22 protein-coding genes and 1 tRNA gene are annotated in these 21164 nt (G+C 64.7%); 15 read left to right on the top strand and 8 right to left on the bottom strand.

The genetic code is table 11. The features are described 5' to 3' along the window. Positions 1-134: 134 nt before the first annotated feature. The gene (locus IAE40_RS10545) at positions 135-1250 is read left to right on the top strand and encodes an AlgP family protein (protein WP_200603139.1); all 1116 of its coding nucleotides are present in this window, start codon (positions 135-137) and stop codon (positions 1248-1250) included. Here the strand turns inward: IAE40_RS10545 and IAE40_RS10540 are convergent. After that, on the bottom strand, positions 1226-1708 hold the full coding sequence (locus tag IAE40_RS10540) for a TIGR02444 family protein (protein ID WP_197889739.1): 483 nt from the start codon (positions 1706-1708) through the stop codon (positions 1226-1228). The genes IAE40_RS10545 and IAE40_RS10540 overlap by 25 nt on opposite strands. A gap of 70 nt (positions 1709-1778) precedes the next feature. Between IAE40_RS10540 and IAE40_RS10535 the strand changes: the two genes are divergently transcribed. The 5 genes from IAE40_RS10535 to IAE40_RS10515 all read left to right on the top strand — a co-directional run bounded on the left by IAE40_RS10535 (position 1779) and on the right by IAE40_RS10515 (position 6128). Next, entirely contained in the window at positions 1779-3689 is a 1911-nt protein-coding gene (locus IAE40_RS10535; RefSeq protein ID WP_200603138.1) for an ATP-binding cassette domain-containing protein, read from the top strand. After that, positions 3689-4276, top strand: coding sequence for a mechanosensitive ion channel domain-containing protein (locus IAE40_RS10530; protein ID WP_054891622.1), 588 nt, complete (start codon positions 3689-3691; stop codon positions 4274-4276). The genes IAE40_RS10535 and IAE40_RS10530 overlap by 1 nt, the downstream gene beginning before the upstream one ends. 133 nt (positions 4277-4409) lie before the next feature. Then, a complete protein-coding gene (locus tag IAE40_RS10525) occupies positions 4410-5042 on the top strand; it encodes a LysE family transporter (RefSeq protein WP_054891623.1) in 633 nt (210 codons plus the stop codon). Positions 5043-5176: 134 nt separating this feature from the next. Next, a complete protein-coding gene (locus tag IAE40_RS10520; protein ID WP_200603137.1) occupies positions 5177-5419 on the top strand; it encodes a DUF2789 domain-containing protein in 243 nt (80 codons plus the stop codon). 70 nt (positions 5420-5489) lie between these two features. Then, positions 5490-6128, top strand: a complete 639-nt coding sequence (locus IAE40_RS10515) for a hypothetical protein (protein ID WP_054891625.1) — start codon at positions 5490-5492, stop codon at positions 6126-6128. Positions 6129-6137: 9 nt separating this feature from the next. Here IAE40_RS10515 and IAE40_RS10510 read toward each other — a convergent pair whose 3' ends face one another. From IAE40_RS10510 to IAE40_RS10490, 5 genes are all read right to left on the bottom strand, one after another. Further along, the gene (locus tag IAE40_RS10510) at positions 6138-6575 is read right to left on the bottom strand and encodes a CBS domain-containing protein (RefSeq protein WP_063542152.1); all 438 of its coding nucleotides are present in this window, start codon (positions 6573-6575) and stop codon (positions 6138-6140) included. Between the two features lie 156 nt (positions 6576-6731). Continuing rightward, entirely contained in the window at positions 6732-8462 is a 1731-nt protein-coding gene (locus tag IAE40_RS10505; RefSeq protein WP_197889740.1) for a dipeptidase, read from the bottom strand. A gap of 157 nt (positions 8463-8619) precedes the next feature. Beyond that, positions 8620-8696 (bottom strand) — tRNA-Arg (locus IAE40_RS10500). A gap of 131 nt (positions 8697-8827) precedes the next feature. Then, on the bottom strand, positions 8828-9073 hold the full coding sequence (locus tag IAE40_RS10495; protein WP_153772492.1) for a DUF3077 domain-containing protein: 246 nt from the start codon (positions 9071-9073) through the stop codon (positions 8828-8830). A 10-nt stretch (positions 9074-9083) separates the two neighbouring features. Further along, the gene (locus IAE40_RS10490) at positions 9084-9332 is read right to left on the bottom strand and encodes a hypothetical protein (protein WP_200603136.1); all 249 of its coding nucleotides are present in this window, start codon (positions 9330-9332) and stop codon (positions 9084-9086) included. Positions 9333-9965: 633 nt separating this feature from the next. On the opposite strand from IAE40_RS10490, the gene IAE40_RS10485 reads away from it, so the two are divergent. The 8 genes from IAE40_RS10485 to IAE40_RS10450 all read left to right on the top strand — a co-directional run bounded on the left by IAE40_RS10485 (position 9966) and on the right by IAE40_RS10450 (position 17284). Next, a complete protein-coding gene (locus tag IAE40_RS10485; protein WP_054891630.1) occupies positions 9966-10715 on the top strand; it encodes a GntR family transcriptional regulator in 750 nt (249 codons plus the stop codon). Further along, positions 10712-12436, top strand: a complete 1725-nt coding sequence (locus IAE40_RS10480; protein ID WP_063542162.1) for a fumarate reductase/succinate dehydrogenase flavoprotein subunit — start codon at positions 10712-10714, stop codon at positions 12434-12436. The genes IAE40_RS10485 and IAE40_RS10480 overlap by 4 nt, the downstream gene beginning before the upstream one ends. A gap of 174 nt (positions 12437-12610) precedes the next feature. Further along, entirely contained in the window at positions 12611-12856 is a 246-nt protein-coding gene (locus IAE40_RS10475; protein ID WP_008096634.1) for a 4Fe-4S dicluster domain-containing protein, read from the top strand. 120 nt (positions 12857-12976) lie between these two features. Further along, positions 12977-14383 (top strand): ABC transporter substrate-binding protein, encoded by a 1407-nt coding sequence (locus IAE40_RS10470; RefSeq protein ID WP_200603135.1) that lies wholly within the window; start codon positions 12977-12979, stop codon positions 14381-14383. A 24-nt stretch (positions 14384-14407) separates the two neighbouring features. After that, positions 14408-15190: an ABC transporter permease gene (locus tag IAE40_RS10465; protein WP_065861707.1), complete on the top strand. Its 783-nt coding sequence runs from the start codon at positions 14408-14410 to the stop codon at positions 15188-15190. Next, a complete protein-coding gene (locus tag IAE40_RS10460) occupies positions 15190-16047 on the top strand; it encodes an ABC transporter ATP-binding protein (RefSeq protein ID WP_200603134.1) in 858 nt (285 codons plus the stop codon). The genes IAE40_RS10465 and IAE40_RS10460 overlap by 1 nt, the downstream gene beginning before the upstream one ends. Then, complete coding sequence (locus tag IAE40_RS10455) at positions 16044-17009, top strand: HEAT repeat domain-containing protein (RefSeq protein WP_200603133.1); 966 nt, start codon at positions 16044-16046, stop codon at positions 17007-17009. Before IAE40_RS10460 ends, IAE40_RS10455 begins: the two co-directional genes overlap by 4 nt. Beyond that, on the top strand, positions 17009-17284 hold the full coding sequence (locus IAE40_RS10450; protein ID WP_153772489.1) for a DUF971 domain-containing protein: 276 nt from the start codon (positions 17009-17011) through the stop codon (positions 17282-17284). Before IAE40_RS10455 ends, IAE40_RS10450 begins: the two co-directional genes overlap by 1 nt. Before the next feature lie 88 nt (positions 17285-17372). Here IAE40_RS10450 and IAE40_RS10445 read toward each other — a convergent pair whose 3' ends face one another. Both IAE40_RS10445 and IAE40_RS10440 read right to left on the bottom strand, forming a co-directional pair. Next, positions 17373-18236, bottom strand: coding sequence for an ABC transporter ATP-binding protein (locus tag IAE40_RS10445; protein WP_200603132.1), 864 nt, complete (start codon positions 18234-18236; stop codon positions 17373-17375). Continuing rightward, positions 18233-19813 (bottom strand): ABC transporter permease, encoded by a 1581-nt coding sequence (locus IAE40_RS10440; RefSeq protein WP_200603131.1) that lies wholly within the window; start codon positions 19811-19813, stop codon positions 18233-18235. The genes IAE40_RS10445 and IAE40_RS10440 overlap by 4 nt, the downstream gene beginning before the upstream one ends. A gap of 298 nt (positions 19814-20111) precedes the next feature. Between IAE40_RS10440 and IAE40_RS10435 the strand changes: the two genes are divergently transcribed. Next, positions 20112-21152 (top strand): ABC transporter substrate-binding protein, encoded by a 1041-nt coding sequence (locus IAE40_RS10435; protein ID WP_153772487.1) that lies wholly within the window; start codon positions 20112-20114, stop codon positions 21150-21152. The last annotated feature ends 12 nt before the right edge of the window (positions 21153-21164 follow it).

Genomic DNA, 21164 nt, shown 5'->3' with positions numbered 1-21164 from the left:
CTTGCACCGAGCTGCAAGATAACAACTTTGCCCAGGCATGCAACGCGGCGCAAACAATACTGTCAACATGCCCTAGCGGCGGTAGCAGCAGAAGCATAGTATGAGCCGCAATCTCGTCAGCCAGGAGGTAAGCCATGTCGGCCAAAAAGAAGCCCGTCAGTACGCCGTTGCATCTGCTCCAGCAACTTTCCGGTAGCCTGCTCGAACATCTGGAAGAGGCTTGCTCGCAAGCGCTGGCGGATGCAGAGAAACTGCTCGCCAAGTTGGAAAAACAACGCGGCAAGGCGCAGGAGAAACTGCACAATGCCCGCCTGAAGTTGCAGGACTCTGCCAAGGCCGGCAAGGCCAAGGCACAAAGCAAGGCCCAAGGGGCAGTCGGTGAACTTGAAGCACTTCTCGATTCGCTGAAAGATCGCCAGACGCAGACGCGTACCTATATTCAGCAACTCAAGCGTGATGCCCAGGAGAGCCTGAAACTGGCCCAGGGTGTTGGCAAGGTGCGTGAAGCCGCTGGCAAGGCACTCGGCCTGCGTGCGGCAGCCAAGCCTGCGACCAAGGCTGCTGCAAAACCTGCTGCAAAACCTGCCACCAAGGTCGCGGCCGCCAAGCCTGCCACCAAGGCTACTGCTGCCAAGCCCGCCGCCAAGGCACCCGTGAAAACCGCCGCTGCCAAGCCTGCTGCTAAAGCCGCCGCCAAACCGGCCGCTGCCAAGGCTCCGGCCAAAGCGGTAGCCGCCAAGCCAGCTGCGAAAACCGCTGCGGCCAAACCTGCTGCTGCCAAATCCGCTGCCAAACCTGCGGCTGCCAAGGCCCCGGCCAAGCCAGCAGCCAAAGCAGCTGCGGCCAAACCTGCGACCAAGCCAGCTGCTGCCAAACCGGTTGCCGCCAAACCGGCAGCCAAACCGGCAGCCGCTAAACCTGCTGCCAAGCCCGCTGCTGCCAAAGCTCCAGCCAAAGCCGCTGCCAAGCCGGTTGCAGCCAAGCCTGCAGCGGCTGCCAAACCAGCAGCTAAACCAGCAGCCAAGCCAGCGGCAGCCAAACCTGCCGTGAAGCCAGCAGCGGCAAAACCGGCTGCGAAACCAGCAGCCAAACCCGCTGCGAAACCTGCCGCCAAGCCAGCTGCCACCAAGGCTCCTGCCAAGCCTGTCGAAGCCAAGCCCGCAGCTCCTGCTGCCAGCAGCACTCCGGCTTCTCCAGCGCCATCGGCTCCGGCCAGCACCCCGGCTCAGTCGCCGTCTTCGGCGTCCTGAAGCGCTCTGGCCGCGGCGCGCAACTGATGCAGCGCGTCGTGGTCACGGGCCTGGTCCGGCGCTAGCCGCTCCAGCCAATCGTCGGCGTGTCCGTCCGGGCTCGCCGACCACTTTGCGGCGCACGTCTGCAACCGCGCCAGCAAGGCTCGCTCCGCCTCTAGTTCCAACCCTTTCACCTGCTCCCGTAATGCCGCCAGGTGCGGATCGCCTTGTGCCTGTGCACGCCACGCCTGACGCAGCGTGCGCAAGGGTGTAACCACCTCTTGCTGCCAGGGGCCGGCTACTTGCCGTAGTGCTTCCACTCGCCGCGCATCGGGGGCTACCCGCCGTGCCTGCAGCCAGGTGCCGCACAGCAGCAGGCAGACATCGCCGCCCAAGGCCTGCAAGGTCAGGCAGGCATTCTCGACCCCTGGACGGCCGTAGAGGGCCAGGGCGTGGTTCCACAATTCGCTGTGCATGATTCGACTCGCGCCAATGATCGAGTGGCCTGTGTGGGCCACCCGGAAGCTGATAGACTCCGCGACCATCATGATCAGACTATCCAACCTCACTTTACAGCGTGGTCCTCAGCGCTTGCTAGAAGGCGCCGAGATGACCCTGCACACCGGTCACAAGGCCGGCCTCATCGGCGCCAACGGCGCCGGCAAATCCAGCCTGTTCGCCCTGCTGCGCGGTGAGTTGTCGCCCGACGCCGGCGATTGCCAGATCCCCGCCGATTGGCGCATCGCTCACATGCGCCAGGAGGTCGACACCCTCGATCGCCTGGCGGTGGACTATGTGCTCGACGGCGACCTGCGCCTGCGCAAGGTTCAGGCTGACCTGGCCGCTGCCGAGCAGGCCCATGACGGCACGGCGCTGGCGCGCCTGCACAGTGAGCTGGACAGCGCCGATGGCTACACCGCCGACGCCCGCGCCCGCAAGCTGCTGGCCGGGCTGGGCTTCACCGCCGAGCAGATGGACCGCCGCGTCGGCGACTTCTCCGGTGGCTGGCGGATGCGCCTGAACCTGGCCCAGGCGCTGATGTGCCCGTCTGACCTGCTGTTGCTCGACGAGCCCACCAACCACTTGGACCTCGACGCGATCCTCTGGCTCGAAGACTGGCTCAAGGGTTATCCGGGCACGCTGCTGCTGATCTCCCACGACCGCGACTTCCTCGATGCCGTGGTCGACCATGTGCTGCATGTCGAACAGCGCAAGCTCAATCTCTACAAGGGCGGCTACAGCGCCTTCGAGCGCACCCGCGCCGAGCGTCTGGCGCAGCAGCAGCAGGCTTACGAGAAGCAGCAGGCGCAGCGCGCGCACATGGAAAAGTACATCGCCCGCTTCAAGGCCCAGGCCACCAAGGCCCGCCAGGCGCAGAGCCGGATCAAGGCCCTGGAGCGCATGGAGGAGCTGTCGGCAGCGCACGTCGACTCGCCGTTCGACTTCGTCTTCCGCGAAGCCCACAAGATCTCCAGCCCCCTGCTCGACCTCGCCGAAGGACGCCTGGGTTATGGCGACAAGACCATTCTCGAGAAGGTCAAGCTGCAACTCACCCCCGGTGCGCGCATCGGCCTGCTCGGCCCGAACGGTGCCGGCAAGTCCACCTTGATCAAGAACCTGGCCGGCGAACTCGAACCGCTGTCCGGGCGCCTGGCGCGTGGCGAGAACCTCGCTGTCGGCTACTTCGCCCAGCATCAGCTCGACTCGCTGGACGACAAGGCCAGCCCGCTGCTGCATCTGCAGCGCCTCGCCCCGGCAGAGCGCGAGCAGACCCTGCGCGACTTCCTCGGCGGCTTCGACTTCCGTGGCGATCGCATCGACGAGCCGGTGGTCAACTTCTCCGGTGGCGAGAAGGCCCGCCTGGCCCTGGCACTGATCGCCTGGGAGCGGCCGAACCTGCTGCTGCTCGACGAACCGACCAACCACCTCGATCTGGAGATGCGCCTGGCCCTGACCATGGCGTTGCAGGAGTTCGCCGGTGCCGTGGTGGTCGTGTCCCACGACCGTCACCTGCTCAAGAGCACCACCAACGACTTCCTGCTGGTGGCCGATGGCAAGGTCGACACCTTCGATGGCGACCTGGACGACTACAGCCGCTGGCTGATCGACTACCGCCAGCGCACCGCCCCGGTCAGCAACACGCCGGTCAACCCGGACAAGACCGACAAGAAGGCCCAGCGCCAGGCCGCCGCCGCCCTGCGTCAGCAACTGGCACCGCACAAGAAGGCCGCCGACAAGCTGGAGAACGAACTGGGCCAGGTGCACGCGCAACTGGCCGAGATCGAGACCGCGCTGGGCGACAGCGGCCTTTACGACGCCGCCCGCAAGGATGAGCTGCGCGACCTGTTGGCCCGCCAGACCAAGCTCAAGCAGCGCGAAGGCGAGCTTGAAGAGGCCTGGATGGAGGCGCTGGAAACGCTGGAAAGCATGCAGGCCGAGCTGGAGGCGCTGTCCTGATGGAGGAGCTGCGCTCGCTGTTGCCGGGGCAATGGATGGATGCGTTCTGGCTGGGCTTGCAGATCCTGCTGATCCTGGCGCTGGCCTTCGTGCTGCAGCGCGTTGTCGCCCGCACCTTGAGCCGTCTTGGCCAGCGCTACCCGCTGCCGCCGGAGCTGCTGGTGCCGGTGCGCGGCGGTTTACGCTGGCTGATCATGGGCAGTGCGCTGCTGTTCGTGCTGGAGCGCATGGGGGTGTCGGCTACGGTGTTGTGGACGGCGCTGTCGGGCTTCGTCGCGGTGGCGGCGGTGGCGTTCTTCGCGATCTGGAGCGTGCTGTCGAACCTGCTGTGCGCGGTGCTGATCTTCACCGTCGGGCCGTTTCGCATTGGCGACGTGGTCGAGCTGGTCGATACCCTCGACAAGCCGGGGGTGAAGGGACGGGTGATCGCCATCAACCTGCTGTACACCACGCTGATGGAAACGCCGGAGGCGGGTGGGGCGCTGGTGCAGGTACCCAACAGTCAGTTCTTCCAGAAGTCGGTGCGGCGCTGGCGGGGGACTGAGGTGCAGGGCGCCAACAACGGTACATCGGCCGAGACTGATTGAACCTCTGCCGACCCTGTCGCGGGGCCGGCCAAGGCACAGAAAAAACCAAGGCCTCGCCACAAATTCCACTGGTTATTTTTTCACCAAAACCTTAGCTTAACGTTTTGCAACATTCGTTCGAGCGAGGTGTGTGATGTCGATGGAAACCTGGTTGGCCTTCTTTGCCGCGTGCTGGGTCATCAGCCTGTCGCCGGGGGCCGGGGCCATCGCCTCGATGTCCAGCGGCCTGCAATACGGTTTCTGGCGTGGCTACTGGAACGCCCTGGGCCTGCAACTGGGCCTGATCGTGCAGATCGCCATCATCGCCGCCGGTGTCGGCGCGATCCTCGCCGCATCGGCTACTGCCTTCCAGATCATCAAGTGGTTCGGTGTCGCCTACCTCGTGTACCTGGCGTACCGGCAATGGCGTGCGCTGCCGATGGACATGAGCGAAGAGTCTGCCGTGCGCCCTATCGGCAAGCCATTGAGCCTGGTGTTCCGGGGCTTTCTGGTCAACGTCAGCAACCCCAAGGCGCTGGTGTTCATGCTCGCGGTGTTGCCGCAGTTCATCGACCCGCACCAGCCACTGCTGGCGCAATACCTGGCGATCACCGCGACCATGATCAGCGTCGACATGCTGGTGATGGCAGGTTACACCGGCTTGGCCTCGCGGGTGCTGCGCCTGTTGCGCACGCCGAAACAGCAGAAGCGCCTGAACCGTACCTTCGCGGGGCTGTTCATCGGTGCGGCGACCTTCCTCGCCACCTTGCGTCGCGCGCCGATCTGATCGTCCGGTCATGCCATGAAGGGGCCCACAGCGGCCCCTTTTTTCATGGTGCAGCGCATTCGATCGAGTCAGGGTGGGGTCTACGCTGTCTAGTGGTAGGCAATTCAAACCAGGCCAAGCCGGAGGCATGCACCATGGACGCACCGATTCATCCGTTCTCTGAAATCTTCAAGCAACTGGGCCTTGATGACGACCCGGTCGAGATCGACCGTTTCATCACTACCCACTCGCCGCTGGACGATGGCGTGAAACTGGTGGATGCGCCGTTCTGGAACGATTCCCAGCGCGCGTTCCTCACGGAAAACTACATCGCCGATTCCGATTGGATAGTCATGATTGATCAACTGAACGAGGCGCTGCACCCACGCAAGCAATAAAGCGCCGAGCGGCACCTGATGGTTGATTTCAGCGTTGCTATGCTCAGGAAAACAAAAAGGGGATAGCGCGATGAAAGATCCCTACGCACCAGGCTTCTGGTGCACCGTGATGATCCTGGGCACCCTGACGGCTGGCTACTTCTACGGTATCCGGCACACCCATCAGATGAACCAGGCGGTGCAGTTTCTGTATGCCGCCGCTGCGGTCACCGCGGCGGTGGCCCTCTGCGGCCTGGCGTGGATCGCCTGGCAGCAGTTGCACCTGAACAAGCGTGAAGTGGCCCAGGGCCGAACGCTGGTGGCCATCTGGAACACCAAGGTCGCCCTGCGTCGGGTCGAAACGGTGTTCGACCGCTATTTCTGGGGCAGCTACTGGCATTCCGGACGCACCTTCGAGGAGGTCATGGGCGAGCTCAAGGGCACGCCGCTGGATCAGTGCCTTGATGCGCTCAAGCGCCAATGTCGAGCGCTGGACCGGGAGGTGCACGATCACCATCACCACTGGCTGGCCAATGCCCGTGACCTGTCGAGTGTGGCCACGGCCATGGCGCGCGAGCGGTATCAGCTCGACCTGTGCGACCCGCAGGGGCGTGACGGTGGTAATACCGCGGTGCTCAATCGTGACCTGGAGGTGTTGGTGTACACCTGGTCGGCGCGTCTGCGCAGCTTCGACCATCAGCTGGACGAGCTGGAGCGCGCCTACCACTGAACCGGCGGCTCATTCGCCGCGGATGTACTGTTCCAGTTGCAGGATCAGGTTGGCCTGTTCGGCAATGGTTTCCTTGACCAGGTCGCCGATCGACAGCAGGCCCAGCAGTTGGCCATTGTCGACCACCGGCAGGTGGCGCAGGTGACGGTTGGTCATCAGGTTCATGCAGTACTCGAGGTTCTGCTTGGGATCGACGGTGACCACCGGCGAACTCATGATCTCGCGTACGGGCGTGGCTGCCGACGAGCGGCCCTTGAGCACCAGCTTGCGCGCATAGTCGCGTTCGCTGACGATGCCCACCACTTGTTTGTTCTCCACCACGGGCAGCGCGCCGATGTTCTTTTCTGCCAGCAGCTTCAGCGCCTCGAGCACCGAGTCGTCAGGCCCTATGGTGTAGACGGTCTGGTGCTGGGACTTGGTCTTGAGAATCTGTTCGACGTTCTTCATGGGGGCCTCGTGGGTGGAAAAAGCGCTGTCCTGGATTAATAAAAGCATCCGGGACCGCGCTCTGCACGGCAATGCAGGAAACGGCATCGAGGCGATTGAAAAACGTCATTGGTCGCAGCGCACGAGGGCCGACGGGCGGCCCTCGCCGGGAGTCGCTCAGAGCTTGGGCATCTGCCCGATCCGCGCGACCATTTCGCTGATCACCTGCAGGTCGAGCATGAACTGCTCCACGGTCTTGAACTCGTTGTCGTTGTGGCCGGTGTACTTTACGCCGGGCATCGACAGGCCGAACTGTACGCCGTTGGGCAAGTCGTGCACCGAGGTGGCGCCAGCAGAGGTGCCGAACTCATGGGGCAGGCCGAGGTTCTCGGTGGCCACATCCAGCAGCGCCTTGACCCACTCGCCTTCGGGGTTGCGGTACATCGGCTCGTCCAGGGTGTACTCGAAGGCCACCGAGGTGTGGCTGGTACGCGCCCAATCACCGAGCTTGTCAGCCAACTCGTCCTTGATCGTGTCGATCGGCTTGCCTTTGGGGATGCGCAGGTTCACCGCCAGCTTCAGGGCTTTCTGGTCCAGGCCGACGTAGGTCAGCGAGGCGGTCAGCGGCCCCATGAAATCGTCCTTGAAACCGACCCCCAGTTTGGTGCCCAGGTAGTCCAGCCCCCAGTTGTCGGCGGCGTAGCGTGCGGCATCGGTGATGTGGTTGTGCTTGAGCGGCACGCGATCGCCCAGGCCGTTGAGGAAGTCGAGCATGCGTGCCACCGGGTTGACCCCTGACTGTGGCGAGGAGGAGTGCGCGGAGACGCCGGTCACGGTCAGGATCACCTGCTTGCCGGAGACCACGGTGTCGATCTTGAAGTCCTTGCCGTTGGCCTTGCGGTACTCGTTGCCAGCCTTTTTCAGACGCCGGGCCAGATCGGCCGGATGGTCACCGATCAGCGTCGCCACCGAGGTGGTGGGGATCTGGTTGGTGGCCAGGCCGCCAGTGAGGTTGATCACCTCGGCGCCCTTGCCTTCACCCGCGCGCTTGCTGAAGCTGGCCATGACGGTGCCATAGCCCTTCTCGGCGATCACCACCGGGTAGCCGCCATCCAGCGCCAGGTTGTAGTCCGGTGTGGCGTTGCGGGCGAAGTAGTAGGGAATGGCGTCGCCGGAGGTTTCTTCGGTGGTATCCACCAACAGCTTGAACTGACGCGCCAGTGGCAGCTTCTCGTCCTTGGCGACCTTCAGTGCGTAGAGCGCGACGACGATGCCGTTCTTGTCATCCTCGGTGCCACGGCCGTACATGCGATCACCCACCAGGGTGACCTTGAACGGATCGAGGCGCGTGCCGTCTTCCAGCTTCCAGTTGTCCGGATTGACCGGCACCACGTCGGCGTGAGCATGGATGCCAATCACTTCTTTGCCTTCGCCGAGGGTGATCTCGTAGACGCGGTTGTCGATGTTGCGGAACTCAAGGCCGAAGCTTTCGGCCAGTGCCTTGATCTTGTCGGCGATCTTGTGGAATTCAGGGTTCTCGTGCTGTGGCAGGCCCTCGACCTGGAAGGTCGGGATCTCTACCAGCTCGCGCAGGGTCTCGGTGGCGGCCTTGCCGTACTTGATGCGGGTGTACAGGCCCAGCAGGCGGTTGATTTCGTTCTGCTGCTCGGCGGCGAGCGGTTTGCCTGCCAGATAGGCCTTGAGGGTTTCGTCGAGCTTGTCGGCCTTGGCCAGGTCGCTGTTGGCCAGCTTGCCGATGAATTGCTTGAAGTCGGCCGGGTCGCTGCCGTCGTAGGCCTTGAGGATGGCGGCGGACTGTTGCGGGCTGAGGTTGGCGTGGGCTGGGATGGTGAACAGCGCAAGGCTGGCGAGCATCACGGAGACGGCAGAAAGCTTGGGCAAGGGCATGGGTAAGCGCATTCCTTCGCGAAGGGTTTAAAAGGGATGTCCATTGGTAGGAAACATGCCCACGCTAACACCAATGGGCGGTGTCGGGGGAGTGGCGGGAACGCGACGTGGCGCACAAACGAAAAAGCCCCGGGAGATTTCCCGGGGCTTTCGGAGATGGCGCACTCGGCGGGATTCGAACCCACGACCCCTGCCTTCGGAGGGCAGTACTCTATCCAGCTGAGCTACGAGTGCAACGCGGCGCAATGATACCCATCTGCGCCGGTGGCGTCCATCGCCTTGATCCGTGGGTGTTTTTCCCGGGGGACCGGCGCTGCCTGCTTCGCGGGCAAACCCGCGAAGAGGTCACCAGAGTACTGGATGGCTCAATGCACGCTGTTGCGCGCTATCTCCAGATCATTCATCAACCCCTTGGCCAGGGCGCTGAGGTAGTGCAGTGCCGTTACTGCGGCAGGGCGCGCGTCTTCCTGGTCGCTCAGGTCACGGATGCAGCCGAGCACGACCGAGACTTCCTCCAGCACCCGCTCCAGCGGTACGCCGGGCTGCACCCTGAACATGTCCAGGAATGTGGCGATGCCGGCAGTGGTGTAGTGATTCGATTGATCGTCCATGGACATTCCCTCAGATCCGGTTCAAGGCATGTTCAACCAGTGCCCGCGCGGTTTCGGCGCTTTGGGCAGCGTTGGCCAGCATGTTCAGGCCGGGCGCTCCGGCGCAGGCGCGGCAATGCTCGTCGATGGTTTCGGCAACGCCGAGCAGCAGTGCGCTGGCGTGGACCAGGGCGTCGGGGGCGATCATGTCGGTTTGGATGGAGAAGGCGGGATTGGTGATGAGGGTGAGGCGGGGTGGGTCGGGGACGCGTTTTTTCATGGCTACAGCTCCGTCTTGTTAGAGCTGCCGCAGATCCGTGGCTAAACGAATAGGTGGCAGCTGTACGCGGGTTAGCCAACCGGGAAGACGGCACCCGGCGCACCCGAAGGTGCCCCACGCACAGCCGCCATGAAGCACCAGAGCAATGCTCTGGAATAGTGGAGGCGAGGTGCGACCGTCTTTGATCCGAGTGGCTAAACCCGATCGTTGATTTGGCAACGACCGGGCGAGCCTAGAGGGCGCCGCACGCCTCTCGCAATGGCTTGAGTGCGGCAAAAGTGTCTTTGGGAAATGGACTACGCGCAATGGGGAAAATCTGATGTAGGACTTGCCCAGGGCCAGGCTTCATTGTCGAAAAATGCAAAAGAAAGCTCGAAATTCCTTCTCGGATGACCGATTATCGCAGTACTACTCAGCCTCGTACGCAGCGATTAAGTTCGCTGGCCGTTGAGGTGAAAAAACCGGCCTCGAGCCGGTTTTTTCGTTTCTGGGGTGGAAATTTTCGTGAGTCTTTCCAGCACATCACGATCCAAACTATCCATATGCCATATCGATATTTCCCCAACCCCGCTTATACCCCTATCCTCTGGTCACAACTTGTTATAACAAGTCAGCCGACTAGCGAAGAGACCCATGGCCGAACTGCTCCCCCTGTCCCCGGTACCGCTCTACACCCAGCTCAAGGAACTGCTGCGCGAGCGCATCCTCGATGGCACCTACCCGCCGCACAGCCGCATGCCGTCGGAAAGCGAGCTGGGCAAGGCGTTCGGGGTCAGTCGTATCACCGTGCGCCAGGCGCTGGGTGATCTGCAGAAAGAGGGGCTGATCTTCAAGATCCATGGCAAGGGCACCTTCGTCGCCAAGCCCAAGGCGTTCCAGAACGTCAGCACCCTGCAGGGCCTGGCCGAGTCGATGACGCAGATGGGCTACGAAGTGCTCAACCGACTGCGCAGCTTTCGCCATGTGCCGGCCACTGCGCTGGTGGCGGCGCGCTTGCAGGTCGAGGAGGGCAGCCTAGTGACCGAGATTCGCCGGGTGCGGCTGATCAACCGCGAGCCGATCTCGCTGGAGCTGACCTGGCTGCCCAAGCATGTCGGCGAGAAGCTGGAAAAGGCCGACCTGGTCACCCGCGACATCTTCCTGCTGCTGGAAAACGACTGTGGAATCGCCCTGGGCCATGCCGACCTTGCCATCGACGCGGTACTCGCCGACAGCGACCTGACCCAGGCGCTGGAAGTGGAAGAGGGCTCGCCGATCATGCGCATCGAGCGCCTGACCCACGCCGCCGACGGCACGCCGCTGGACTTCGAACACCTCTATTACCGCGGCGATGCCTTCCAGTACCGCCTGCGCATCGACCGCCAGAAAGGGGGCAAGGCATGAGCATCCAGACCCAGGACTACGACATCATCGTCATCGGCGGCGGCACCGCCGGGCCGATGGCGGCGATCAAGGCCAAAGAGCACGACAAGCGCTTGCGCGTGCTGTTGCTCGACAAGGCCAACGTCAAGCGCAGTGGCGCCATCAGCATGGGCATGGATGGCCTGAACAACGCGATCATCCCCGGACACGCCACCCCTGAGCAGTACACCAAGGAAATCACCGTCGCCAACGATGGCATCGTCAACCAGGCCACGGTGCACGCCTACGCCACCAAGAGCTTCGAGACCATCGAGCAGCTCGACCGCTGGGGCGTGAAGTTCGAGAAGGACGAGACCGGCGACTACGCGGTGAAGAAGGTCCACCACATGGGCGCCTACGTGCTGCCGATGCCCGAGGGCCACGACATCAAGAAGGTGCTGTACCGCCAGCTCAAGCGCGCCCGCGTGGAGATCAGCAACCGCATGGTCTGCACCCGCGTGCTGCTTGACGCTGAAGGTGCTGCGGCCGGGGTGCTGGGCTTCGATTGCCGCAGCGGTGAATTCCGCGTGGTCCGCGCCAAGGCGGTGATCCTTGCCTGCGGTGCGGCGGGGCGCCTCGGGCTGCCCTCGTCGGGGTACCTGATGGGCACCTACGAGAACCCGACCAACGCCGGCGACGGCTATGCCATGGCCTATCACGCCGGTGCAGAGCTGGCGAATCTCGAGTGCTTCCAGATCAACCCGCTGATCAAGGACTACAACGGCCCGGCCTGCGCCTACGTCACCGGCCCCCTGGGCGGCTACACCGCCAACAGCAAGGGCGAGCGCTTCATCGAGTGCGACTACTGGAGCGGGCAGATGATGTGGGAGTTCCACCAGGAGCTCGAAGGTGGTAACGGCCCGGTGTTCCTCAAGCTCGATCACCTGGCCGAGGAAACCATCCAGAACATCGAAGAGATCCTGCACAGCAACGAGCGCCCCAGCCGTGGCCAGTTCCACGCCGGGCGCGGCACCGACTATCGCCAGCACATGGTGGAGATGCACATCTCCGAAATCGGTTTCTGCTCCGGGCATTCGGCCTCGGGGGTATGGGTCAACGAGAAGGCCGAGACCAGCGTCAAGGGCCTGTATGCCGCCGGTGACATGGCAGCGGTGCCGCACAACTACATGCTCGGTGCCTTCACCTACGGCTGGTTCGCCGGGATCAATGCCGCGCGTTACGTCGCCGGGCGCGAGCTGGCCGAGGTCGATGTGGCCCAGGTCGAGCGCGAGCAGGCGCGGGTGTTCGCGCCGCTGCAGCGCGAGCACGGCCTGCCGCCGGCGCAGGTCGAGTACAAGCTGCGGCGCATGGTCAACGACTACCTGCAGCCGCCGAAAGTGACCAAGAAAATGGAGATCGGCCTGACCCGTTTCGCCGAGATCGAGCGCGACCTCGAGCAGATGAAGGCCAGCAACCCCCATGAACTGATGCGAGCCATGGAAGTGAGCGTGATCCGCGACTGCGCCGAGATGGCGGCGCGGGCCTCGTTGTTCCGCCAGGAGAGCCGCTGGGGGCTGTACCACCACCGGGTCGATTTCCCCGAGCGCAACGATGCCGAGTGGTTCTGCCACTGCCATCTGAAGAAGGGTGAGGACGGCGAGATGACCAGCTTCAAGAAGCCGGTGGAGCCGTACCTGATTGCCCTGGATGCCGAGGAGCAGAGTGCCTACGACCGACTGCGGGTGAAGGCCGACGCGGCCTGAGCAACGCCGCGACCTGTTGGAACCACATTCACTCTGTGGGAGCGGGTTTACCCGCGAAGACAACACCGCGGTGCATGGCCAGGGCTTTGCCCTGGTTCGCGGGTAAACCCGCTCCCACAGGGGCGCGCGCACCCTTATAGAAACGAGGGCCAAAGGCCCCGAGGACCCCGTGAAATGGCCTACCAACCCCAGGAAATCTTCTTTCGCAGCAGCGCCCCGGTCACCATCGACGAAGACAAGTGCATCGCCGAAAAAGGCTGCACCGTCTGCGTCGAGGTGTGCCCGATGGACCTCTTGGCCATCAACCCAGCCACGCAGAAGGCCTACATGGCCTTCGACGAGTGCTGGTACTGCATGCCCTGCGAAAAAGACTGCCCGACCGGCGCCGTGAAGGTGGATATCCCCTACCTGCTGCGCTGAAAACACCCCCGCCATCCGGCGAACCACCGGACGCCCCTTTGCAATGCCCCTCGTTTCCCACCACCCAAGCCTGGTGGCGGAGACGATTCCAATACCTAGACGATTCGAGGGGAAACACCCATGCGCCTTGCAGCAACCGTGGCCGGCCTCGCGCTGGCGATCACTGGCCTGAACGCCAGCGCCGAAACCATCCGTGTGGCCATCGGCACCCAGGACACCACCATCAACTGCGCCACTGGCGGCCTGCTGATCCGTGAGCTGGGCCTGTTGGAGAAGTACCTGCCCCACGACGGCAAGTACAAGGACGCGTCCTACCAGGTGGAGTGGAAGAACTTCACCAGCGGCGCGCCGCTGACCAACGAAATGGTCGCCGGCAAGCTCGACTTCGGCGCCATGGCCGACTTCCCCGGCTCGTTCAACGGTGTCGCCCACCTCGATGCCGGCAAGCGCAGCCTGTTCATCAGCGTGCTGTCGGGCAGCGTGCATGGCAGCGGCAACGGCATCGTGGTGCCCGCCGCCTCCAGCGTGCAGTCGCTGGCCGAACTCAAGGGCCAGACCATCTCCGTGCCATTCGCCTCCACCGCCCACGGCATGCTGCTGCGCGCCATCGCCGCCCAGGGTTGGGACCCGCAGAAGGATGTGCGGATCATCGCCCAGGCCCCGGAAATTGCAGGTTCTGCCCTGCGCAGCAACCGCATCGAGGCCCACGCCGATTTCGTGCCCTTCGCCGAGCTGTTCCCCAACCGTGGCTTCGCTCGCAAGATCTACGACGGCTCCCAGGCCAACGCGCCGACCTTCCACGGCGCACTGGTCGATGCGGACTATGCGAAGAAATACCCGGAGGTGGTCACCGCCTACCTGCGCGCCAGCCTTGAAGCCGATCGCCTGATCGCGGCCGAACCTGAAAAGTACAGCGAGCTGATCGAGAAGGTCACCGGCATCGAGGCCGAGGTCAATTACCTGTTCCACGGCCCCCTCGGCCTGCAGACCCGCGATCTGACCTGGAAGCCCGAGTATCGCCAGGCCGTCAACACCTCGATCGACACCCTCAAGCTGCTGAAAAAGACCGATCGCGGCCTGGACACCGACCGCTTCATCGACGACCAGTACATCCGCGCAGCCTTCAAGCAGGCTGGCCTGGACTACGACAAGGCACTCAAGAACTACGCCCCATCGCCGCTGAATGCCAATGACGCCTTGACCGGCAAGCCGATCACCGACTTCAGCCGCCTGGCGCAGATCTGGGTGCGCGGCGAAGACAAGGTCCGTCATTACGCCTCGCCGGAAGCCGCCCTTAGCGCCCTCGCCCAGCTCGAGCAGGAGGGCAAGGATATCCGCGCGATCTACGCCCAGGCCGCCGACAGCGGCATCAAGCTGCTGGCCAACCAGGCGTGGTTCGTGCGCAACGCCAAGGGCGAGCTGTCAGCCTTCCTGCTCAAGGACCAGGCTGAGCAGTACGCCAAGGCCCACGGCGGCGAAGCGCTGGACTTCGGCGACGCCAACCGCAAGCTCATCGCTCAGCGCTGAGTGAATGGAGCCGGGAGAATCCACATGAGCCGTTCCCTCGCGCGCTGGCCGTTGCGCCTGGCTTCGTTGCTGGCCTGCCTGCTGTTCTGGCAGGTGGCGGCCAGCCACAAGCTGAACTTCGGCCTGTTCACCTTTACCTACGTGCCGACGCCGGGCGCGGTGCTCGATGCGGCCTGGCAGCTGCTGGCCTCCAATGCGCTGCTGGCGCACCTGGGCAGCAGCCTGTCGCGGGTATTCGCCGGCTATCTGGCTGCAGCAGTGCTGGGGGTGGTGTTGGGGCTGTTGATCGGTCGCTCGAAATGGGCCGAAGACACCCTGCTACCGCCGCTGGAAGTGCTGCGGCCGATCCCGGCGGTGGCGTGGATTCCCCTGGCGATCCTGATGTTTCCGTCCTCGGAGCTGTCGATGGTGTTCATCACCTTCACCGGCGCGTTGTTCCCGATCCTGCTCAACACCGTGCATGGCGTCGAGGCGGTCGACCCACGGCTGGTCGCCTCGGCGCGCAGCCTGGGGGCAGGGCGCTGGGCGATCCTGCGGGAAGTGGTGCTGCCTGGTGCATTGCCAAGCATCGTCACGGGCCTGGCCATCGGCATGGGCACCTCGTGGTTCTGCCTGGTGACCGCCGAGATGATCTCCGGGCAGTTCGGCATTGGCTACTACACCTGGGAGTCCTACACCTTGCAGAACTACCCGGACATCATCGTCGGGATGTTGCTGATCGGCCTGTTGGGCATGGGCAGTAGTGCCCTGGTCAAGCGCCTCGGTGCGCTGGCCACGCCCTGGTACCGCGCGCGGAGGAGTTCGTGATGGGCCGTTATCAACAGGCGCCAACGCCGGGGCGTATCGAGGCGCAGGGCGTGTCGATACGTCTGGGGCAGGGCCGCGAGGCGTTCGAGGCCGTGCAGGCGCTGGACTTTGCCATCGCCCCGGGCGAATTCGTGTGCATCCTTGGCCCCTCCGGGTGTGGCAAGTCCACCCTGCTCGGTGCCCTGGCCGGCCACCTGATGCCGGCCGGCGGCCGGTTGCACGTCGATGGCCAGCCCATCGACGGCCCGTCGCCCGAGCGCGGCATGGTGTTCCAGCACCATACCCTGCTGCCCTGGCGCAGCGTGCTCGACAACGTCGCTTTCGGCCTGAAGATGCAGGGGGTGGCCAAGCCCGAACGCCAGCGCCGCGCCCATGAAATGCTTCAACTCGTGGGGCTTGCCGACTTCGCCGAGCGTTGGCCCAGCCAGTTGTCTGGCGGCATGCAGCAACGGGCCGAGATTGCCCGGGTGCTGATCAACCATCCGCGCCTGCTGTTGATGGACGAGCCCTTCGGTGCCCTCGACGCACAGACCCGCTCGCGCATGCAGGAGTTGCTGCTGGATATCTGGACGCGCATCCGCACCACCGTGGTGTTCGTCACCCACGATATCGACGAAGCGCTGTTCCTGGCCGACCGCATCCTGGTGATGAGCCCGCGCCCCGGGCGCTTCATCGAAGACCTGCGGCTGGACTTCGCCCGCCCGCGTCGCGCGAGCCTGCTGACCAGCCCGGCGTTCACCCACCTCAAGCGTCACTGCCTGGCGCTGCTGCGCCATGAAGAAGGCCGCGAACTGCCGCGCCTGACACCGTTGGGCCTGCCCGACACCGACCCTCCTGCGTTACGGATCGCCCTATGACTGATCGAATCACCGACAACCCCGACATCCTCGACCTGCTGCCACGCCTGGGCGATGGCGACGCAGGCGTACGGCGCATCGCGCTGATCGAGCTGGCCGATCTCGAAGACCCCGAAAGCCTGCCTTGGCTGACCGATGCGCTGTTGGTCGACACCCACGCCGAAGTGCGCGCCGAGGCCGCGCGCCTGCTGGAGGCCTGGGAGGAACCCGAAGTGGTGCAGGCCCTGTGTGCGGCGTTGGCCGATGCCGCCGAACCCGTGCGCCTGGCGGCGGCGCAGAGCCTGAGTGAGCTTAAGAGCTTGGAGGCAGGGCTGTTGATCTTGCCGTGGGTCAATCACGCCGAGCCTTTCGTGCGTGCCAGTGCCCTGCGCGCCCTGCGCGAGTTGCGCCTGGAAGAAGCCGCCGCACCTGCGCTGCTGGCGCTGGGCGATGGCGAGGCAGCGGTGCGCCGTGAGGCGGTGGGGATTCTTGGCTGGCTCAAGCATGAGCCGGCATTGCCGGCTTTGGCGCGGCTGGCTGGTGAAGAGGTGGATACCGACGTGCGCCGCGCGGCCATTGGCGCACTGGGCCTGGCCCGCGACGGCAGTGTATTGCCGGCGTTGATTGCCGCGCTGGGCGACCCCGCCTGGCAGGTGCGCGAAGAAGCCGCCACGACCTTGGGCAAGGTGGGCGAGGCGCAGGCAGGCAATGCACTGATTGCCGCGTTGAATGACAGCTATTGGCAAGTGCGTCTGCGGGCCGCCCGGGCGCTTGGCCGCCTGCGCCACCGCCCAGCGCTGGACGGCTTGGCCGTGCTGCTCGGCCATGGCATCGCCAACCTGCGCAAGGAGGCAGCCCTGGCCCTGGGCGAGCTGGGCGATGCGCGGGCTTTGGCGGTGCTGCGGGGGGCCGAAGACGACAGCGACCCCGAAGTGCGCAAGGCAATACGTATCGCCCTGGCGCAGTTGCAGGGTGTGGCGTGATGGATGTGCCCAGTGGCGTGTCGAACCAGCGCAGCGAGGGCGAGCTGGCGCTGCAGTGGGGCGAGGTGCGCCAGGTGATCAGCCATGCTCGCCTGCGCGGTGCTTGCCCTTGCTCGCAGTGCCGTGCGGCCAGGTTGCGTGGCGGGATCAGCCTGGTGGCGGAAGATGTGCGGATAGAGCGCATCGAGCTGCAGGGATATGGCCTGCAACTGATGTTCAGCGATGGGCATGATCGAGGGATCTATCCCTGGGCGTATTTGCGCGAGCTGCAGTGACCTGGCAGGCTGCGTCGCGGGCAAGCCCGCTCCCACAGAAGTTGCATGCGAACCCAAGCCTCCAAGAGCAGGCTTACCCGCGAAGCACTCACAGCGCAATCAGTTCCGGCCGCAATCCTTCCACCCGGCTCGGCGCAGGCCTCAGGTGGTCACCCGCCCCGGTGATCTGCTGCAGCACCTTTTCGCGCAGGCCGTGCAAGGCCACGCCCGTGCGCAAGCGCGGATGCGGCAGCTCGATCTCGACCACCGCCTTGATCCGCCCTGGCCGTGGCTCCAGCACCACCACTCGGTCGGCCAGATACGTGGCTTCTTCGGCATCATGGGTGACCAGCAAGATGGTCACCCCCGACCGTTCGCGAATCGCCAGCAATTCGTCCTGCAACTGCTGCCGGGTCAAGGCATCCAGTGCGCCGAAGGGCTCGTCCAGCAGCAGGATGCGCGGGCTTGCCACCAGCCCGCGGGCGATCGCCACGCGCTGTGCCATGCCTCCGGAAAGCTGGTGCGGATAGGCCGACTCGAACCCCGTCAGCCCCACCAGTTGCACGAACTCATGCACCTTGCGCGCTCGCTCGCCCTGGGTGAGCGGGTCGTTGACCAGGCCCAGGGCGATGTTCTGCTCGACCGTCAGCCAAGGGAACAGGCGATGCTCCTGGAACACGATGCCGCGTTCACCACCGATGCCGGTCACCGGCTGGCCGTCGATACGGATGCTGCCGTTGAAGTCGTTGTCCAGCCCCACCAGCAGGCGCAACAGGGTGGACTTGCCGCAGCCCGAGGCGCCCACGATGGCGATGAATTCACCTTCGTTGATCGACAGGTCGAAGCCGCGAATGGCCTCGAACGGTTGGCCGTCGACGCTGAAGGTCTTACCGACGTTTTCGAAGCTGACCAGCGGCGGGGTGGCGTCGGGTTGATTGGCGGCGTGCAGGGCCGAGGTGTTGAAGGCGTTCATGCGGTTCTCCAGCGCGTGGCGCGCGATTCGAGGCGTTGTCCGAGGTTGCCGAGCAGGGCACCGACCAGGCCGATCAGCACCATCGCGGCCATCACCTGGTCCATGCGAAACAGCTGTTGAGCGCCCAGCATCAGGCTGGCGATACCGCCGTCCGAAGGCATGAAGTATTCCGCGCCGATGGTGCCCAGCCAGGCGTAGATCAACGACAGGCGCAGGCCGGCGAAAATAGCCGGGGCGGCGCCGGGCAACACCAGCAGGCGCAGGCGATGGGGCAGGTCCAGGCGCAGTGTGCGTGCCGCTTCCCCAAGCTGCGGCGACAGGCTGGCGATGCCACGCTGGGTGGCGATCAGCAACGGGAAGAACGCTGCCAGCCCGACGAACACCAGCTTCGACCCTTCACCCAGGCCGAACCAGGCGGTCAGCAGCGGCACCCAGGCGAACAGCGCGACCTGGCGCAGCGCCGACAGGCTTGGCCCGAACAGGCGCTCGCCGGTGCGCGACAATCCCAGCACCAGGCCCACGGCAAAGCCTGCGCCACCGCCGAGCAGCAGGCCGAGCAGGGTGCGCTGCAGGCTGCGCGCCATGGCGTCGGGGAGCGAGCCATCGAACAGGCCGCCAATCAGGCTGCGCAGCACCTCGAGCGGTGAGGTGAGGATATTGCCGTCGACCCAACCGAAACTGTTGCAGGCCTGCCACAACGCCAGCAACGCCAGCGGCAGCAGCCATCCCTGCCAGGCGCGCGAGGTATCACGCTGGCGTTGTTCGCCGGTCGCCGACTGCGGCCAGTACAGCAGCCGGCGCTCCAGGCGCGAGAAGCCGTGTTCCATGCCGGCCCCGACCACACCGATCAGCAGGATGCAGAGAAACACCAGGTCGAGCATGAACAACTGCCGGCCCCAGACCATCAGGTATCCGATGCCTTCGCTGGAGGCCAGCAGTTCCACTGCCAGCAAAGAGGTCCAGCCGGTTGCCAGGCCCAGGCGCACGCCGGCCAGGAACGCGGGCAGGGCGGCGGGCAGCAGCAGGCGCAGGAACAACAGGTGTGGCGGCAGGCGCAGCACGGCGGCGGCCTCGCGCAGCCGGGGCTGGGCGTCGCGTATACCGATCAGTGTGTGCAGGGTGACCGGTACCACCACGGCCTTGACCAGCACCACCAGCTTGAGCCATTCGCCGATGCCGAAGAACAGCATGAACAGCGGGATCCAGGCCAGTGTCGGGATCTGCGCGAGGGCGATGAAGGTTGGTAGCACCAGGGTTTGGGCGCGGCGAGAGCTGCCCAGCCAGGTGCCGAGCAACAGGCCGCTGACGATCCCGGCGAGCAGACCCCAGAGCAGGCGCTGCAGGCTTATCCACAGGTGGCCCCAGAGCTCGCCCGAGCCGTACTCCAGGGCCGTCTGCCAGACCAATGACGGAGCCGGCAGGATCTGCTCGCTCATCCAGTGCCGCTGGCTGGCCACCCACCACAAAAGCGCCACGGCGACCGGGATCACCCAGGGGATCGCCTTGTCTGCCCAGCCGCGCCTCGCGAAGGATACCCGCCAACCGCCCTGGCTCAACGCTGTCGTGCTCTCGCTCATCGATCCCTCTCTTGAAGCGTTTCAAGCTTATGCGCTAAAGGAATAAAAAATATTCAATGCCAATATCAAAGAAATAAGAGCATGCATCCTGTGCATCGGGAAGCCCCCGGACATTGCGTTTTGCTCATATTTGCGATGCGTCCTGCGCAAGCCGGGCGCAGAGCCGCGTCTTTGCTCATTTATAGCTTTCGGTTACTTGAGCATGAGTTTTCGGTCTTTGCCGGTTCTAAGCGGGGCGGCCTAGCGTTTGGCCAACGCGCCGGTCATCGCCGGCGGCAGCCTGCCAAGGAGCCATGCCATGAAAACCCCGTTCCGCCACCTATTGCTCGCCGCGCTGTGCAGCGTCCTGCCGCTGGCCGCTCAGGCCGCTGACAGCGCCAAGCCCGAGGTCATCCGTATCGCCGTGCCTGACCTGAGCGCTGGCAGCAAACCCAGCGCCGGGGGCGTGGTCGATGTGCTGCGTGATCAGCAATTGCTGGAAAAAGCCTTCGCCCAGGATGGCATCCGCATCGACTGGCGCTTCTTCAAGGGTGCCGGGCCCGCAGTCAACGAAGCTCTGGCCAACGGCCAGGCAGACTTCGCCTACCTGGGCGACCTGGCCGCGATCATCGGCAAGTCCAGCGGCCTGGACACCCATGTGCTGGCGGCCGGGGTGCGTGGGGTGAAGAGCTACCTGGGGGTGGTGCCGGGCTCCGGCATCCGCAGCCTGGCGGATCTGAAGGGCAAGCGCGTGGCGGTGTTCCGTGGCACCGCCAACCAGCTGTCGTTTGCCAGCGCCCTGGCCAGCCAGGGCCTCTCGGAGCGCGACCTGAAAGTCATCAACCTGGACTTCAACGCGTCCAACGCGGCGCTCGCCGCCAAGCAGATCGACGCCACCTGGGGCCTGTCGAACCTGCTGTCGCTGCGTGACCGCGGGCTGGTCGAGCTGCCGGTCAACTCGCGCGACCTCAAAGGCGCTGGCAGTACCCAGTCGGTACTCGTAGGCACGGGCGAGTTCATCCGCAAGCACCCGGACCTGGTCCAGCGCCTGGTCAGCACCCAGCAGCAGGCGGTGAACTGGCTGCGTGACGAGCGCAACCGCGAGGCGTACCTGGATCTGGTGTCGAGCACCGCCAACTGGCCGCGCAGCGTGCTCAGCGATGACCTGGCCCAGGAAAACCTCGCCCACTACTTCGATCCGCGCCTGGACGGCGAATTCGTCGGCCTGCTGCAGCAGGGCGTCGACCTGGCCGCCAAGGAGCGCCTGATTCGCCGCAGCTTCCAGGTATCCGACTGGATCGATCCTCGTTTCATCGATACCGCCCTGCAACAGGAACAGGCCGTCCAGGCCGCCCGCTGAATCCATCGTAAG

Origin of the sequence: Pseudomonas sp. S44, assembly GCF_016624805.1 — a bacterium.
In the GTDB taxonomy this organism is placed as follows: Bacteria; Pseudomonadota; Gammaproteobacteria; order Pseudomonadales; family Pseudomonadaceae; genus Aquipseudomonas; species Aquipseudomonas machongensis.
The sequence above is the reverse complement of the archived record's forward strand: the minus strand, read 5'-3'. Positions and strand labels throughout refer to the sequence as shown.